The 14306-nt window shown below is 60.2% G+C and carries 15 protein-coding genes and 4 tRNA genes; 15 read left to right on the top strand and 4 right to left on the bottom strand.

What is annotated here, in order from left to right:
• The first annotated feature begins 40 nt into the window (after nucleotides 1-40).
• The 5 genes from G5V57_RS29670 (at nucleotide 41) to G5V57_RS29650 (ending at nucleotide 5496) form a co-directional block, all read left to right on the top strand.
• Entirely contained in the window at nucleotides 41-1003 is a 963-nt protein-coding gene (locus G5V57_RS29670; protein ID WP_165172154.1) for a DUF692 domain-containing protein, read from the top strand.
• Entirely contained in the window at nucleotides 996-1757 is a 762-nt protein-coding gene (locus tag G5V57_RS29665) for a DNA-binding domain-containing protein (RefSeq protein WP_165172152.1), read from the top strand. The genes G5V57_RS29670 and G5V57_RS29665 overlap by 8 nt, the downstream gene beginning before the upstream one ends.
• An 89-nt stretch (nucleotides 1758-1846) precedes the next feature.
• Nucleotides 1847-2227: a DoxX family protein gene (locus G5V57_RS29660; protein ID WP_246737747.1), complete on the top strand. Its 381-nt coding sequence runs from the start codon at nucleotides 1847-1849 to the stop codon at nucleotides 2225-2227.
• A 7-nt stretch (nucleotides 2228-2234) separates the two neighbouring features.
• Nucleotides 2235-3521, top strand: a complete 1287-nt coding sequence (locus G5V57_RS29655) for an NAD(P)/FAD-dependent oxidoreductase (RefSeq protein WP_165172150.1) — start codon at nucleotides 2235-2237, stop codon at nucleotides 3519-3521.
• Nucleotides 3472-5496 carry an adenylate/guanylate cyclase domain-containing protein gene (locus tag G5V57_RS29650; protein ID WP_165172148.1) on the top strand — a complete coding sequence of 675 codons (2025 nt, stop codon included), beginning with the start codon at nucleotides 3472-3474 and terminating at the stop codon, nucleotides 5494-5496. Before G5V57_RS29655 ends, G5V57_RS29650 begins: the two co-directional genes overlap by 50 nt.
• Nucleotides 5497-5749: 253 nt before the next feature.
• Here the strand turns inward: G5V57_RS29650 and G5V57_RS29645 are convergent, their stop codons facing one another.
• The 4 genes from G5V57_RS29645 to rlmB all read right to left on the bottom strand — a co-directional run bounded on the left by G5V57_RS29645 (nucleotide 5750) and on the right by rlmB (nucleotide 9164).
• Nucleotides 5750-6490: a haloacid dehalogenase type II gene (locus G5V57_RS29645; RefSeq protein WP_165172146.1), complete on the bottom strand. Its 741-nt coding sequence runs from the start codon at nucleotides 6488-6490 to the stop codon at nucleotides 5750-5752.
• Nucleotides 6491-6871: 381 nt separating this feature from the next.
• Nucleotides 6872-6946, bottom strand: a tRNA-Thr gene (locus G5V57_RS29640).
• Between the two features lie 66 nt (nucleotides 6947-7012).
• Entirely contained in the window at nucleotides 7013-8236 is a 1224-nt protein-coding gene (locus tag G5V57_RS29635) for an MFS transporter (RefSeq protein ID WP_256378617.1), read from the bottom strand.
• A gap of 163 nt (nucleotides 8237-8399) precedes the next feature.
• Entirely contained in the window at nucleotides 8400-9164 is a 765-nt protein-coding gene (gene rlmB, locus G5V57_RS29630) for a 23S rRNA (guanosine(2251)-2'-O)-methyltransferase RlmB (RefSeq protein WP_165172135.1), read from the bottom strand.
• Nucleotides 9165-9332: 168 nt separating this feature from the next.
• Between rlmB and G5V57_RS29625 the strand changes: the two genes are divergently transcribed.
• The 10 genes from G5V57_RS29625 to rplL all read left to right on the top strand — a co-directional run bounded on the left by G5V57_RS29625 (nucleotide 9333) and on the right by rplL (nucleotide 14224).
• Nucleotides 9333-9417 (top strand) — tRNA-Tyr (locus tag G5V57_RS29625).
• Between the two features lie 64 nt (nucleotides 9418-9481).
• Nucleotides 9482-9555 (top strand) — tRNA-Gly (locus tag G5V57_RS29620).
• A gap of 36 nt (nucleotides 9556-9591) precedes the next feature.
• A complete protein-coding gene (tuf, locus tag G5V57_RS29615) occupies nucleotides 9592-10782 on the top strand; it encodes an elongation factor Tu (protein ID WP_165172133.1) in 1191 nt (396 codons plus the stop codon).
• Between the two features lie 11 nt (nucleotides 10783-10793).
• Nucleotides 10794-10869, top strand: a tRNA-Trp gene (locus tag G5V57_RS29610).
• An 18-nt stretch (nucleotides 10870-10887) separates the two neighbouring features.
• Nucleotides 10888-11082, top strand: coding sequence for a preprotein translocase subunit SecE (gene secE / locus G5V57_RS29605; RefSeq protein WP_165172131.1), 195 nt, complete (start codon nucleotides 10888-10890; stop codon nucleotides 11080-11082).
• A gap of 4 nt (nucleotides 11083-11086) precedes the next feature.
• The gene (gene nusG / locus G5V57_RS29600; RefSeq protein WP_165172129.1) at nucleotides 11087-11620 is read left to right on the top strand and encodes a transcription termination/antitermination protein NusG; all 534 of its coding nucleotides are present in this window, start codon (nucleotides 11087-11089) and stop codon (nucleotides 11618-11620) included.
• A gap of 191 nt (nucleotides 11621-11811) precedes the next feature.
• Nucleotides 11812-12246 carry a 50S ribosomal protein L11 gene (gene rplK / locus G5V57_RS29595; protein WP_165172127.1) on the top strand — a complete coding sequence of 145 codons (435 nt, stop codon included), beginning with the start codon at nucleotides 11812-11814 and terminating at the stop codon, nucleotides 12244-12246.
• Between the two features lies 1 nt (nucleotide 12247).
• A complete protein-coding gene (gene rplA / locus G5V57_RS29590; RefSeq protein ID WP_165172125.1) occupies nucleotides 12248-12949 on the top strand; it encodes a 50S ribosomal protein L1 in 702 nt (233 codons plus the stop codon).
• A gap of 329 nt (nucleotides 12950-13278) precedes the next feature.
• Complete coding sequence (gene rplJ, locus G5V57_RS29585; RefSeq protein ID WP_165172123.1) at nucleotides 13279-13797, top strand: 50S ribosomal protein L10; 519 nt, start codon at nucleotides 13279-13281, stop codon at nucleotides 13795-13797.
• A 52-nt stretch (nucleotides 13798-13849) separates the two neighbouring features.
• Nucleotides 13850-14224 (top strand): 50S ribosomal protein L7/L12, encoded by a 375-nt coding sequence (rplL, locus tag G5V57_RS29580; protein WP_165172121.1) that lies wholly within the window; start codon nucleotides 13850-13852, stop codon nucleotides 14222-14224.
• Nucleotides 14225-14306: the final 82 nt, after the last annotated feature.

The raw sequence follows: 14306 nt of genomic DNA, 5'->3' as shown, positions 1-14306 counted from the left end.
GTTCGCAGATCTCAAGCCAGTTCAACGAAAGGGTCCTGACATGCCGACGAAACCCCTCCGTTCTCCCCTGCCTCCCGTCGCCGGCATCGGCTTGCGCGGCCCCCATATGCCGCAAATACTGAAGCAGCGACCGTCCGCGGGCTGGCTTGAGGTCCATGCCGAAAACTACATGCATCCGAGCCCCGCCACGGCGGCGCTCGAACAGCTGTGCCGGCACTATACCTTGTCGATCCATGGCGTTGGTCTGTCGCTGGGTTCGGCGCAGGGCGTCGATACCGCCCATCTCGCGCGCCTCAAGTCGGTGTGCGACCGCTTCCAGCCGGCAATGGTCTCTGAGCATCTTGCCTGGTGCGTCGGTGACGGCATCTATCTGAACGACCTCATGCCGCTGCCTCATGACGAGGAAGCGCTCGCTATCGTCTGCCGCAATATCGATCAGACGCAAGAGGTGATCGGTCGGCGCATTCTGATCGAAAACCTGTCTGCCTATATCGGCTTTGCGCGCTCGACAATGGCAGAGCCTGAATTTCTCAGCGAGATCGCCAGGCGCACCGGTTGCGGCCTTCTGCTCGATATCAACAATGTCCATATTTCTGCGCGAAATCTCGGTTTTGATGCGCAAGCCTACATCGCCCGCCTGCCGGGCGATAGCATCGAGGAGATCCATCTTGCCGGCCATGCAACGAATGACACGCCCGACGGACCGGTCCTGATCGACAATCACGGTTCTGCCGTGGCTCCGGCGGTATGGTCGCTCTATCGCTTCGCGCTGGAGCGTATCGGGACGCGCCCAACGCTCATTGAATGGGATTCGGATATCCCGCCACTCGCTACGCTGCTTGGTGAAGCCATGTGGGCCGATCTCCTCGCCGAAACTGTCGCGAACGCCAAGCCTTCGGTTCTCCCATTCTTGCCGCCAAGCCGGTCGAAGATAGCGAAGGTGGGCATATGCGATCATCACCCGAGCCGGACCTACCAACCGCTGGAGCTCGCCCATGCGTAGTCTTGCACAACTGCAGGCATCCATGACGCAGGCCCTTCTCGACGGCAGCTCCGTCGATATCCAAAGCGAATTCACCGCCGCGCACGCCGACCCTGCGCGCCGTTATGCGATCTATCGCAACAACATGGTCCTGTCGCTCACGGCCCATTTGCGGACGGTCTTTCCAGTCACCGCAAGGCTCGGCGATGAGCGTTTCTTCGCCTATGCGGCACATCAGTTCATTTTGCGCGCGCCGCCACGCCAGGCGCGTCTTGCCACCTATGGCGACCGCTTTCCGCAATTCCTGTCTCGCTTTCCGGCCTGTCGGCATGCGCCGATCCTCGCCGAGATGGCTTCCCTCGAATGGGCGATTCACAGCACCCTGATCAGTACGCAACTGCCTTTCCTCAAAATTGCGGAAATGGCCGAGACCTCGACGCTCGATCTCCAGCCAAGCCTCCGCCTCGTTGTCTCGCGCTGGCCGCTCCTCGGCCTTTGGGCGCATCGGAGCGAAACTCCGCAGACTTTGCCGCGCCGGACCACCCGCATTGCGACTATCCGTCATGATGATGACATCAGGTTTTTCGAGCTCACGCCTGCGAGATTTGCCTTCTGGCGTAGCCTTGTCCGGTGCCGCTGCATCGAAACGGCGGCGGCCCGGGCGCTTGCACGCGACTCTGGCTTCGACCTCACGGGTGAAATCCTCTTCCTTTTGCGCAACCAGCTTGTGATCCGCGCTGATGCGCACAAGCCATTGAAAGGACAAGTATCATGATGAATCTCTCTTTGCCGGATACGGACAAATCGATTTTTTCGTTGACCGGCGCCTTCAGGAAAGCCGTGGCAGTCGCCGATGCCATACCGATGTCGGTCATTCAGCTCGCCGCGCGGGTCGCCATTGCCAATGTATTCTGGAATTCGGCGCAATCGAAATTGGTCAGTTGGCCTGTGACGCTGCAACTCTTCGCGATGGAATATCGCGTGCCGCTGCTGCCGCCGGATATCGCGGCACCCTTGGCGACCGCCACCGAATTGACCGGCTCGGTACTGATTTTTCTCGGCCTGTTCACACGTCTCGGCGCGCTGGCGCTTCTCGGCCTGGTCGCAGTGATTCAGATATTCGTCTATCCTGGGCATTGGGGCGAGCATCTCATGTGGGCAAGTTTGCTCGGTCTCCTTCTTGCGCGTGGTGCTGGTATCGTGTCGCTCGACCAGCTGGGCCGACGGCTGATTTTTGGGCAATAGGTGAGCCTTGGACGAATTTCCCGCAGACAAGCGAGCCGGACAAGCACTGGCCCGCCCACAGGTGGTCATTCTGGGCGCGGGCTTTGGCGGCCTCTCGGCCGCCACGGCGCTTCGCCATGCGCCGGTCGATATCACGCTGATCGATCGGCGCAACTATCACCTGTTCCAGCCATTGCTTTACCAGGTCGCCACCGCCGGCCTGTCCCCGGCCCAGATTGCATCGCCGATCAGGCGCATCGTCTCGCGGCAGAAGAACGTTACCGTGCTCATGGACAAGATAGTCGCAATCGATAAATCCGCTAGCGAGGTGGTGACATCCAAGCGCCGCATACATTTCGACTACCTGATCGTCGCCACCGGCGCCCGACACGCCTATTTCGGCCATGAGCAGTGGGAGGAATTCGCGCCGGGCCTCAAGAAGATCGACGAAGCGACGGAAATTCGCCGGCGCATCCTTCTCGCCTTCGAACAAGCCGAGGCGACGGTCGATGAGAACGAGCGCCGACGGTCCTTGACCTTCGTCGTCGTGGGTGGCGGACCAACCGGTGTGGAGATGGCCGGTGCCATTGCCGAGCTCGCGCATCGCACCATCGTACATGATTTCCGTCATATTAATCCGACGCAGACACAGATCATTCTCGTCGAGGCCGGAAGCCGGATTCTTCCCGCCTTTCCCGACAAGCTATCGGAATCGGCGGCCAGACAGCTGTCCCGATTGGGTGTCACGGTCATGACCGAGGCCGCCGTCACAGACTGCGGCAACGACGGCATAACCCTCAGGGATGGCCGGCGCATAGAGACGGCAACGATCATCTGGGCGGCTGGGGTCATGGCGTCACCAGCCGGAAAGTGGCTCGAGGCCCAATGCGACCGCGCTGGGCGGGTCGTCGTCGACGCCACGCTTCGTTTGCCGGGCTCCGACAATACATTCGTCATCGGAGATACGGCGATTGTGACGGATGTAAATGGCATTACTGTTCCGGGCATAGCGCCGGCCGCCAAGCAGATGGGGTATTTCGCGGCGGGATCGATCCTGGGCGATCTCAAAGGCAGTCCGCGCCGCAAGTTCAAATATCGCAACTATGGGAATCTGGCGACGTTCGGCCGAAGCTCGGCTGTTGCGGACTTTGGCGGCTTCACACTCTCCGGCTTCCCCGCCTGGCTGATCTGGTGCTTCGCCCATATCTGGTTCCTGATCGGCTTTCGCAACCGTCTTGTCGTTTTTCTTGATTGGATCGTGGCCTATGTCTCATTCAACCGCGGCGTCCGCCTCATCACAGGCGGCGAAAACTGACGTCATACCGCGCCTCAAAGTACGAATCGGCACAGCCCTCACCGGGCTGGTGCTCATCGCGGTTCTAGCGACCGCGCTCGTCGTGCACATCTCCTGGATGCGCACGGCGAGCCGGAATGTCGAGACGATCGTCGGCTCGATCAATGTCCAGACGGCGGGTGTCGTGAAAAAGGAGCTCGAGACTACGTTCCGGGCCTCGGAAGGGGCGGTCGAGGTCATCCGGTCCATCCTTTTCCAGGGCGCCATCAGCGCCGAGGACGAGGCCAAGCGCGAATTCGTCTTCCTGTCGGTCCTGCGCTCGCTGCCATCCGTGTCCTGGATCGGCTTCGGCTTTCCCGATGGTCGGTTCTTTGGCTCGCACATACTGATCGACAACAAGATCGAAATGGTCGAAATCGGCGCGCCCCTCGCCAATGGCAGGCGCAGCCTGCGCCGTGACAGATACAGGTCCATCCCTGAGGACATATTCTTCGAAGAGCGCAGCAAGGGCGAGTCGGCTTATGTGACGCTCGGCAGCAAATGGTATCGCGGCGCCGTTGGCGGACAGGGGGTGACGTGGACCATGGTTGACGTCCTGCCGAGCGGCTTCGAACCGGCGGCCGTGGCGGCGACGCGCTTCGATCTGCACAACCGCTTCCAGGGTGTAATCATGGTCTCACTCAATCTGCATCGCCTGGCTGATTTTCTGGGGCAGCTGGATGTGGCGCAAAAGGGTGCGGCGGTCATCGTCAGCGAAACCGGCACGGTCGTTGCCTCGTCGGTGCCAAAAATGAAATCAGCATCCCTGCTGGAACCAAGCGACAAATCGCAGATCATCACCGCGCTCAATCGGGCAAATGCCATGAAGTCGCCGGAAGGCATGGTCACGAGTGACGACGGAACTGTGTTCTATGGGACCAGGACGCCATTGAACTTTAACGGCTGGGCGCTCGTTACAGCGATACCGCGAGCCGCCTTCACCGCGGAGATCGATCGCAATACGCGCCGCCTTCTCGTGACGCTCATGCTCTTCGCCGCGCTGACCGCAGGGCTCGCCGCCCTGTTTGCGCACTACTCTGTCGCCAGGCCGATCCAACAAGTGGCGGGCGAACTCAAGCATATCGAGAGTTTCGCGCTTTCCAATGTCAGGCATGTCGCGACGCGGCTATTCGAGCTCGACAGTCTGTCGAACGCTCTGCATCGGATGGCCGGCAGCTTGAATGCTTTCCGCCTCTATGTCCCGAGTGATATCGTGCGCAGCCTCATCCAGCACGGGGTCGAGCCCAAGCCTGGCGGCGAATTGCGCGAGATCACTGTCATGTTCGCTGACCTTCCTGGCTTTACCCAGCTTACGGAGGATTATGGTCCCGACGTCGCACCGTTCCTGACCGAATTTCTAACTCTGGCGACCAAGGCCATTCATCGGGAAGGAGGCATCGTCGACAAGTTCATTGGCGACTGCATAATGGGCATCTGGAACGCGCCGGCAGCGAATGAGGATCATGCCTTGAGTGCCTGCCGTGCGGCTGAAACGATACGCCAGGCCATGCGCCAACTGGCGCGCCCGGATGGTCGAATGAGTGGACAATTCGTGCGCATTGGCATCAATAGCGGAATCGCCCTTGTCGGCAATGTCGGATCCGTCGAACGCCTGAGCTATACGGCCATTGGCGATGTAGTGAATGTCGCAAGCCGCCTCGAGGCGCTGGGCAAGGAGCTCGATGCCGAGATCCTGATGAGCGATGAGACCCGCAAGCTCGCCGGTCCCGCGATTGTTACGCGCTCGCACGGCGCGGCACCCGTCAAGGGACGGACCAGCAAGGTCAAAGTCTTTGAGCTTTTAGGTTTGGACGGTCCAGCATCGCTTGAAGCCGGAGAAGATGAACATGCAGTCGTTCGATTAGTCAAGACTCCTGAAGGGCGCTACACGGATGCGTTTCTGAACCGGCACCCGGCCAGAATGGGCGTGGGCGATGAGCGCGATCCATGGTTCTAGGATGATCAAGCGCCCAATTGATATGCTTGTGGCATTTCGTGACTCGGATTAGGTCCCTGAGCGACTGAGCACCCCGGTAGCCAAGACCTAGAGATACTCATCGGCCAAAAATTTCGTCCGCCCCCCAAAGCGCAACAGAATTGAGAGCGAGGCAACGGAGACAACCGTAATAGCCGGTCACTCAGAAGTAACACGCCAACTTCACAAAGTTCGTTACTCCTTGGCGTGAGAAGGGAGCACATGCCGCTCCGAGTCAGCCGTGCTCAAGTATCAATTGATCGAGAGCAGCAAGATCTCGACCTATGGCTATTATCTCACCGTCAAGGCGTTCAGGTGTTCCACCCAGCCGATTGACCCAAAACGTTGGATAGCCAAACCACGCGGCACCTGCCCCGTCCCATCCCGCGGAGGCCACAAAAGCGATCTGTTCCTTTGCAAGCCCGAAGCTATTAACCCCGAGCTGATAGGCCCTGGGATCCGGCTTGTAAGATTTGATCGCGTCGGTACTCAGCACGTGCTCAAAGACACGCTGGAGGCCTGAATTCGCTAAGCCAGTATTGAGCATGTCAGCCGTCATGTTCGACAGCAAACCGAGGCGAAGGCTTCTTGCCTTGAGCTTCTTCAGAGACTCGGCGGAATCAGGCCAGGCTTTGAGGTTCAAGAAAGCACATCTCAACCGCCCACGCGCTTCTTCACTCACTCGATCGCCGGTTTGCTCGGCGGCAAACACATGAGCATCGTCAACAATGGACAGGAAATCCTTATAGTGTGCGCCAAGTACTCGGAGCCACTGATATTCGAACATGCGCGCTTGAAACAGGCTCAAGAACGCATCTCCAGCCTGCGGATGCAGCCGCTTGGCTTGGGCAAGGGCGGGGCGCGGATCGAGAATGGCAAAACCGTCAAATGCCACCGCTCTGATCGATTGCGGAAGATTTGCAGCAAGCTCTGATTGCTTGGCGAGAAAGCCTGCCGCAGCCGTGGCAGCTATCATAGTCAACAAGCTTCTGCGAGTGCGGGACATCGTAACAGAGCCTCTTCGCATTTGTACGCATCGGTGACAGTAGATGTTACTTCCGGTCTAACATTTTTCGGGGGAGGAGATTGCGCCACCGCAGGCGGGGATACTCCGCACGCAAACTTTGCTGGGCCATTCTCGCCCTCGCACACCCCGGCATTCGATGGTGTCGCCGTCGATGGCGCAATTTGTAGCTGCCGGTGCAAAGCCGGAACGGCTTGCTGACGCACCGCCGCATAAAGGTCCGCCGACACTTAGGCGGCGCGCCTTTCCCCGATGCTGACGTTACCCTGACCACGCATCCTGATAGGAACCGTTTGTTGCAGCGCTCTAATAGTATGAATTTATTTGGCTAAATGGTGCCGGAAGAGGGGATTGAACCCCCGACCTTCGGTTTACAAAACCGCTGCTCTACCGCTGAGCTATTCCGGCGCCGCGCGACCCGCATATAGCTGGCCTGTTATCGCAGTGCAATCTCCTGATCGCCTGTCCGTCGCCTCAGGCCGCGGCTTTGGCCCGCTGCCGGCTGCCTTCGATATTGGGCAGGAACCAGGTCACGAGCCCGATGAGCGGCAGGAACGAACAGATCTTGAAGACATAGTTGATGCTGGTCATGTCGGCGATCTCGCCCAGAATGGCGGCGCCCAAGCCACCCATGCCGAAGGCCAGGCCGAAGAACAGGCCGGCGATCATGCCAGTCCGGCCAGGCACCAGCTCCTGCGCGAAGACGACGATGGCCGAAAAGGCCGACGACAGGATGAGCCCGATGATGATGGCAAGCACCAGCGTCCATTCGAGATTGGCGTAGGGCAGAGCGAGGGTGAACGGAACCGTGCCCAGGATCGAAAACCAGATCACATATTTCCGGCCGAAATAGTCGCCGAGCGGACCGCCGAGGAACGTGCCGGCGGCGACCGCGGCCAGAAACACGAAGAGATAGAGCTGCGAACTGTGGACCGACACGCCGAAGGTATCGATCAGATAGAAGGTCAGATAGTTGCCGAGGCTCGCCATGTAGACGAACTTCGAGAAGACCAGCGCCACCAGCACCGCAATGGCGAGCTTGATGCGCCCCGGCGAGAGATGCGCGATATGAGCGCGCTTCGTCGTGTTCGCGACGCGGGCGCGGCCATGAGTGGCGTACCAGCGCCCGACGAAGGTCAGAAGCCCCATGGCGACGATGCCCGCCGCCATGAACCAGGCGATGCTCTTCTGACCATTGGGCAGGATGATGAGGGCGGCAAGCAGGGGGCCGAGGGCCGAGCCGATATTGCCGCCGACCTGGAACAGCGACTGCGCAAAGCCGTGCCGGCCGCCCGAGGCGAGTCTCGCGACGCGCGATGATTCGGGGTGGAAGATCGCCGAGCCGATGCCGACGCAGCCGGCGGCGGCCAACAGCAGTGGATAGGAGTTGGCGGTGGCGATGAGACCGAGCCCCACCACCGTCATGCCCATGCCGACGGCCGCCGAATAGGGCTTCGGACGGCGATCGGTGTACATGCCGACAAGCGGCTGCAGCAGTGAGGCGGTGAGCTGGAAGGCGAGGGTGATGAAGCCGATCTGGCTGAAATCGAGCTGATAGGAATCCTTCAGGATCGGGTAGATCGAGGGCAGCAGCGACTGCATCATGTCGTTGAGCAGATGGCTGATGCTGAGCGCGGAGAGAACCGCAATGACCGTGTCGTCATGCGACGGCGCTTTGGTGGTCTCGGCAGTGGTCACGGCTCGGTTCCCGACTAGATCACGATGAGTTTGGATTGAATCAATCCAAACTCATAAACGTGATCGATTCTAACGTTTTAGCGCGGGATTGTTGCGAAAAACCGGTTTCCACTTTTTCGCATCCCGCGCTAATGGACGAGATTTCCTACCCGATCCCGCTGTTTCAGGCCCGCGCATTTTCGGAAGGCGAGCCACCCGAGCGATGCAGGGCATAAAGCGCGATCGCCGCCGCATTGGAGACGTTGAGGCTTTTGATCTCGCCCGGCATGTCGAGCCTTACCACCAGATCGCAGGTCTTGCGCGTCAACTGCCTGAGACCCTTGCCCTCGGCACCCAGCACCAGTGCCACGGGGCGCGATATCCGGGCGTCGCCGATATCCTCGGCCGCCTCGCTGTCGAGGCCGAGCAACAGGAAGCCATATTCCCTCAGTTCCTCCATGGCGCGGGCGAGATTGGTTACCTTGGCGAAGGGGACATGCTCATAGGCGCCCGAGGCCGATTTGAGCAGCACGCCCGAGGCTTCCGGGCTATGACGCGCGGTGGCGACGAGGGCCGTCGCTCCGAAGGCGGCGCAGTTCCTCATGATCGCTCCGACATTATGGGGGTCAGTCACCTGGTCGAGCAGGACGACGATTCCCTGGCGAGGGATCTGGTCGAGCCGGGGTTGACGTAAGGGCTCGCAGTCGAGGACCAGGCCCTGATGGACGGCGTCGGGGCCCAGCAGACGATCGAGCTCGCGGGGAAGGGCGGGTTCGACGGTGATTCTCGCCGTGGCGATCTCGTCCGTGAGTCGATCAGCGGCGTTCTTGGTCGCCAGAAGCTTGATAAATTTGCGTTTTGGGTTCTTCAGCGCCTCCGCTACGGTATGCACGCCGTAAAGGCGCTCAATTTCGTCGTTATGGGGCCGGTGCTTCTGGTGATCGGACATGGCCGCCCTTATATAGAAAGTCCTTTGCGGCTCAATCCCAGCGCGCCTTGTAGAAGCAGGACTTTTTGCGGTTGACACATTCCCGTGCGGCGCGCATAAAGCCGCCACTCAAGGGCCCGGGCAATCCCCGGGCTCCTTGGCGTTTGGCTCAAGCTCATACGGCGATTCGGGGGAATGTCCCGAGCGGCAAAGGGGGCGGACTGTAAATCCGCTGGCTTCGCCTTCGTAGGTTCGAGTCCTACTTCCCCCACCATCGCCATCGGGGGAGGGTCAAGCGCCGAGACTGAGGCCGAGCTTTGAGGAGTACGAGTTCCCGGGCGGGTGTAGCTCAATGGTAGAGCAACAGCCTTCCAAGCTGATGACGGGGGTTCGATTCCCCTCACCCGCTCCAACTTAAGATGTCCGAGCCTAGAACAGGGTTGTAGAAATGGCCAAAGAGAAATTCAACCGAGACAAGCCGCATTGCAATATTGGGACGATCGGCCATGTCGATCATGGCAAGACGTCTTTGACGGCGGCGATTACGAAGGTTTTGGCCGAGACCGGTGGGGCGACCTTCACGGCGTATGACCAGATCGACAAGGCGCCGGAAGAGAAGGCTCGCGGCATCACGATCTCGACGGCTCACGTCGAATATCAGACGAAGAACCGGCACTACGCCCATGTCGACTGCCCGGGCCACGCCGACTATGTGAAGAACATGATCACCGGTGCCGCCCAGATGGACGGCGCCATTCTGGTCGTGTCGGCCGCCGACGGTCCGATGCCGCAAACGCGCGAGCATATCCTGCTGGCCCGCCAGGTCGGCGTTCCGGCACTGGTCGTGTTCATGAACAAGGTGGATATGGTCGACGATCCGGAGCTTCTGGAGCTGGTCGAGATGGAGATCCGCGATCTACTCAATTCGTATCAGTTCCCGGGCGATGAGATTCCGATCGTCAAGGGTTCGGCTCTGATGGCGCTCGAAGGCAAGAGCCCGGAGCTCGGCCATGATGCGGTCCTGAAGCTGATGGAAGCGGTCGACAGCTACATTCCGCAGCCGGAGCGTCCGAAGGACCAGCCGTTCCTGATGCCGATCGAAGACGTGTTCTCGATCTCGGGCCGCGGCACGGTTGTGACGGGTCGTATCGAGCGTGGCGTCGTGAAGGTCGGCGAGGAAGTCGAGATCATCGGTCTGCGTCCGACGACGAAGACGACGGTTACCGGCGTCGAGATGTTCCGCAAGCTGCTCGATCAGGGCGAGGCTGGCGACAACGTGGGTGCGCTGCTGCGCGGTATCGACCGCACGGGTGTGGAGCGCGGTCAGGTTCTGGCGAAGCCGGGTTCGATCACGCCGCACAAGAAGTTCAAGGCCGAGGCTTACATTCTGACGAAGGAGGAGGGTGGCCGTCATACGCCGTTCTTCACCAACTATCGTCCGCAGTTCTACTTCCGCACGACGGACGTTACCGGCGTCGTGACATTGCCCGAGGGCACCGAGATGGTGATGCCTGGCGACAATGTGACGGTGGACGTGGAGCTGATCACGCCGATCGCGATGGAAGAGAAGCTGCGCTTCGCCATCCGTGAAGGCGGCCGCACCGTCGGCGCCGGCGTCGTCGCCAAGATCATCGAGTAACGGAGGCACATAGGGGTGTAGCTCAGTTGGTAGAGCGGCGGTCTCCAAAACCGCAGGCCGGGGGTTCGAGACCCTCCGCCCCTGCCACCCTCTAGAAAGAGACAAATGGCCAAGACAAACCCACTCGAGTTTCTCCAGGAAGTCCGCCAGGAAGCCAAGAAGATCACTTGGCCGAGCCGGCGCGAGACGATGATCACGACCGTCATGGTCCTGATCATGGTGGTGTTGGCGTCTGTCTTCTTCCTGGTCGTCGACGCCATCCTGAAATGGGGTGTCGAAAAGATGCTTTTCGGGATGTGAACGGATGACGAAACGCTGGTACATCGTTCACGCCTATTCGAACTTCGAGAAGAAGGTCGCCGACTCGATCAAGGAGCAGGCGACGCAGAAGGGCCTGGGCGACCTGTTCGAGGCGGTCATGGTACCGACCGAGGAAGTCGTCGAGATCCGCCGCGGCCGCAAGTTCAAGAGCGAGCGCCGCTTCTTCCCGGGCTATGTGCTGGTCAAGATGGACCTCACCGATCAGGCCTATCACCTGATCAAGAATACGCCCAAGGTGACGGGCTTCCTGGGATCGGACAACAAGCCGATCCCGATCACCGATGCCGAGGCCGCGCGTATCCTGAACCAGGTTCAGGAAGGCATCGAGCGGCCGAAGACATCGATCAGATTCGAGGTCGGCGAGCAGGTTCGCGTCGCCGATGGTCCGTTCGCTTCCTTCAACGGACTCGTCGAGGAAGTGGACGAACAGAGGGAACGCCTCAAAGTGGCAGTTTCCATTTTCGGCCGGCCGACGCCGGTCGAGCTCGAATACGGACAGGTCGAGAAGATCCGCTGATCGGATCGCCTGCCTGCGAGCATAATGCACCAAGACGCTCGCGTCTTGGTGATGACATTATGCTCCATATGAGAACGATCACGTTCATGACTTTTGACGGGGACCGTCAAAAGTCATCGTGATCTCCGGTGGGAGGCATTGCGCCGGACCACTAACCTCAGCTGCCGTCTTCGGACGGCGAGGGAAAGCAAATGGCTAAGAAAGTAGTCGGTTACGTTAAATTGCAAGTGCCGGCGGGACAGGCCAATCCGTCTCCGCCGATCGGTCCCGCGCTCGGTCAGCGCGGTCTTAACATCATGGAATTCTGCAAGGCCTTCAATGCGGCCTCGCAGGGCATGGAGCCGGGCTCGCCGGTGCCGGTGGTCATCACCGCCTATCAGGACAAGTCGTTCACCTTCGAGATGAAGGCGCCGCCGGCGTCCTATTTCCTCAAGAAGGCGGCCAAGATCAATGCCGGTTCGAAGGATCCGGGCAAGGGCGCGCCGATCGGCAAGGTCACGATGGCCCAGTGCCGCGAGATCGCCGAAAAGAAGATAAAGGGCATGAACGCGCGCGACCTTGAAGCCGCCACGCGTGAAATTGCCGGTTCCGCCCGCTCGATGGGCATCGAAGTGGTGGGGGACTGATATGGCCAAGATTGCCAAGCGCATTAAGAAGAACGCCGAAGGCCTGAGCCGCGAGAAGTTCTACGGCCTCGGCGAGGCGGTGAAGCTCATCAAGTCGCGCGCCACGGCCAAGTTTGACGAGACCATCGAGGTGGCGATGAATCTCGGCGTCGATCCGCGTCATGCCGACCAGATGGTCCGCGGCGTGTGCAACCTGCCGAACGGCTCGGGCCGTACGGTTCGCGTTGCTGTCTTCGCCAAGGGTGCCAAGGCTGAGGAAGCGAAGAAGGCGGGAGCCGATATCGTCGGTGCCGAGGATCTCTTCGAGATCGTCAACAAGGGCACGATCGACTTCGACCGCTGCGTCGCGACACCCGACATGATGGGCCTCGTCGGCCGTCTGGGTAAGGTGCTGGGCCCGCGTGGCATGATGCCGAACCCGAAGGTCGGCACGGTGACCATGGACGTCACGGCCGCCGTCAAGGCGGCCAAGGGCGGCGCCGTCGAGTTCCGTGTCGAGAAGGCGGGCATCATCCAGGCCGGCGTCGGCAAAGCGAGCTTCTCGGAAGAGCAGATCACCGGCAATATCAAGGCGTTTGTCGACGCCGTGATCAAGGCCAAGCCGCAGGGCGCCAAGGGCACCTTCGTCAAAAAAGTGTCTATTTCTTCGACTATGGGCCCCGGCCTGAAGCTCGACATTGCGAGCCTTACGGCTACCGCCTAACAAGTTTCTGGCTGAAAAGAGAAATTTTTTCAGTCAGTTAGCAGGAGATCTAAAAGTTTCCTGCGAACCTGTCCGAGATTGCTGGCGTGGGGCTTCGCTCCGCTTAAACATGAAAGCCCGCATGAGATAGGTCAAAGAGATCGTGTTCCCCTTCGGGAACAGTGATCGGTTTGAACCTTCAATGCCTCCGTCACCCAGCCACGGGATGCGCGGAGGGGACAGGCACATGAGCGCCGCTCGAGCCTCATCTGCCTCGCGCAGTCGGGTTCCGGCGGCTGGTGCATCGGCGCCTTCATCCTCGGAGAGGGCGCCAACTTAGGAGAGAGCAAGTGGAGAGAGCTGAGAAGAAAGAGCTCGTCACAGCGCTCAACAGGGTGTTCCAAGACACCACTGTTGTCGTTGTGGCCCACAATAAGGGCCTCACTGTCAATCAGGTCAACGACCTGCGCGGCAGGATGGCCCAGGCGGGCGCGACCATCAAGGTCGCGAAGAACCGTCTCGCTAAGCTTGCTCTGGATGGCACACCCGCAGCCGGTATCAAGGACCTGTTCACAGGTCCGACCATGGTGGCTTACGCCGCCGATCCGGTCGCAGCGCCCAAGGTCGCGGCTGAATTCGCCAAGGGGAATGAGAAATTCGTCATTCTCGGCGGCGCGCTCGGCACGACCATCATGGACGCCGCCGCGGTCAAGGCCCTCGCGGAACTGCCCTCGCTCGACCAGCTCAGGGCAAAGCTCATCGGCATGATCCAGACGCCGGCCACCCGCATCGCGGGCGTGGTCCAAGCGCCTGCCGGTCAGCTGGCGCGGGTGCTGAATGCCTATGCCACCAAAGACCAAGCTGCCTGACGGCTCGCTTTAGTAAAACCTGGTTCAAACTGATTGAAAGAGAGAATGTAAAATGGCTGATCTGTCCAAGATCGTTGATGATCTGTCCGCTTTGACGGTCCTCGAGGCCGCCGAGCTTTCGAAGCTTCTGGAAGAGAAGTGGGGCGTTTCCGCCGCCGCTCCGGTGGCCGTCGCCGCCGCTGCGGGTGGCGCTGCCGCCGCTCCGGTCGAAGAGAAGACCGAATTCACGGTCGTACTCGCCAAGGCCGGCGACAAGAAGATCGAAGTCATCAAGGAAGTCCGCGCGATGACCGGCCTGGGCCTCAAGGAAGCCAAGGACTTGGTCGAAGGCGCTCCGAAGGCCGTGAAGGAAGGCGTCAACAAGAAGGACGCCGAAGAGATGAAGAAGAAGCTCGAAGCCGTGGGGGCTTCCGTCGAGCTCAAGTAATGACTATATCACGGGGTCCGTTGGTGCGGGCCCCGTGATCCATAACTGGTATGATCAACAGCTTGCTTGAAACCCTTGAAAT

Source organism: Nordella sp. HKS 07 (assembly GCF_011046735.1).
Lineage (GTDB): Bacteria > Pseudomonadota > Alphaproteobacteria > Rhizobiales > Aestuariivirgaceae > Taklimakanibacter.
This window is presented reverse-complemented; position numbering and strand designations above follow the sequence as displayed.

Coding starts and splice junctions, on each gene's coding strand:
- G5V57_RS29670 (WP_165172154.1), top strand. CDS start 41: ATGCCGACGAAACCCCTCCGTTCTCCCCTGCCTCCCGTCGCCGGCATC.
- G5V57_RS29665 (WP_165172152.1), top strand. CDS start 996: ATGCGTAGTCTTGCACAACTGCAGGCATCCATGACGCAGGCCCTTCTC.
- G5V57_RS29660 (WP_246737747.1), top strand. CDS start 1,847: ATGTCGGTCATTCAGCTCGCCGCGCGGGTCGCCATTGCCAATGTATTC.
- G5V57_RS29650 (WP_165172148.1), top strand. CDS start 3,472: ATGTCTCATTCAACCGCGGCGTCCGCCTCATCACAGGCGGCGAAAACT.
- G5V57_RS29645 (WP_165172146.1), bottom strand. CDS start 6,490: ATGATAGCTGCCACGGCTGCGGCAGGCTTTCTCGCCAAGCAATCAGAG.
- rlmB (WP_165172135.1), bottom strand. CDS start 9,164: ATGTCCGATCACCAGAAGCACCGGCCCCATAACGACGAAATTGAGCGC.
- tuf (WP_165172133.1), top strand. CDS start 9,592: ATGGCCAAAGAGAAATTCAACCGAGACAAGCCGCATTGCAATATTGGG.
- secE (WP_165172131.1), top strand. CDS start 10,888: ATGGCCAAGACAAACCCACTCGAGTTTCTCCAGGAAGTCCGCCAGGAA.
- nusG (WP_165172129.1), top strand. CDS start 11,087: ATGACGAAACGCTGGTACATCGTTCACGCCTATTCGAACTTCGAGAAG.
- rplK (WP_165172127.1), top strand. CDS start 11,812: ATGGCTAAGAAAGTAGTCGGTTACGTTAAATTGCAAGTGCCGGCGGGA.
- rplA (WP_165172125.1), top strand. CDS start 12,248: ATGGCCAAGATTGCCAAGCGCATTAAGAAGAACGCCGAAGGCCTGAGC.
- rplL (WP_165172121.1), top strand. CDS start 13,850: ATGGCTGATCTGTCCAAGATCGTTGATGATCTGTCCGCTTTGACGGTC.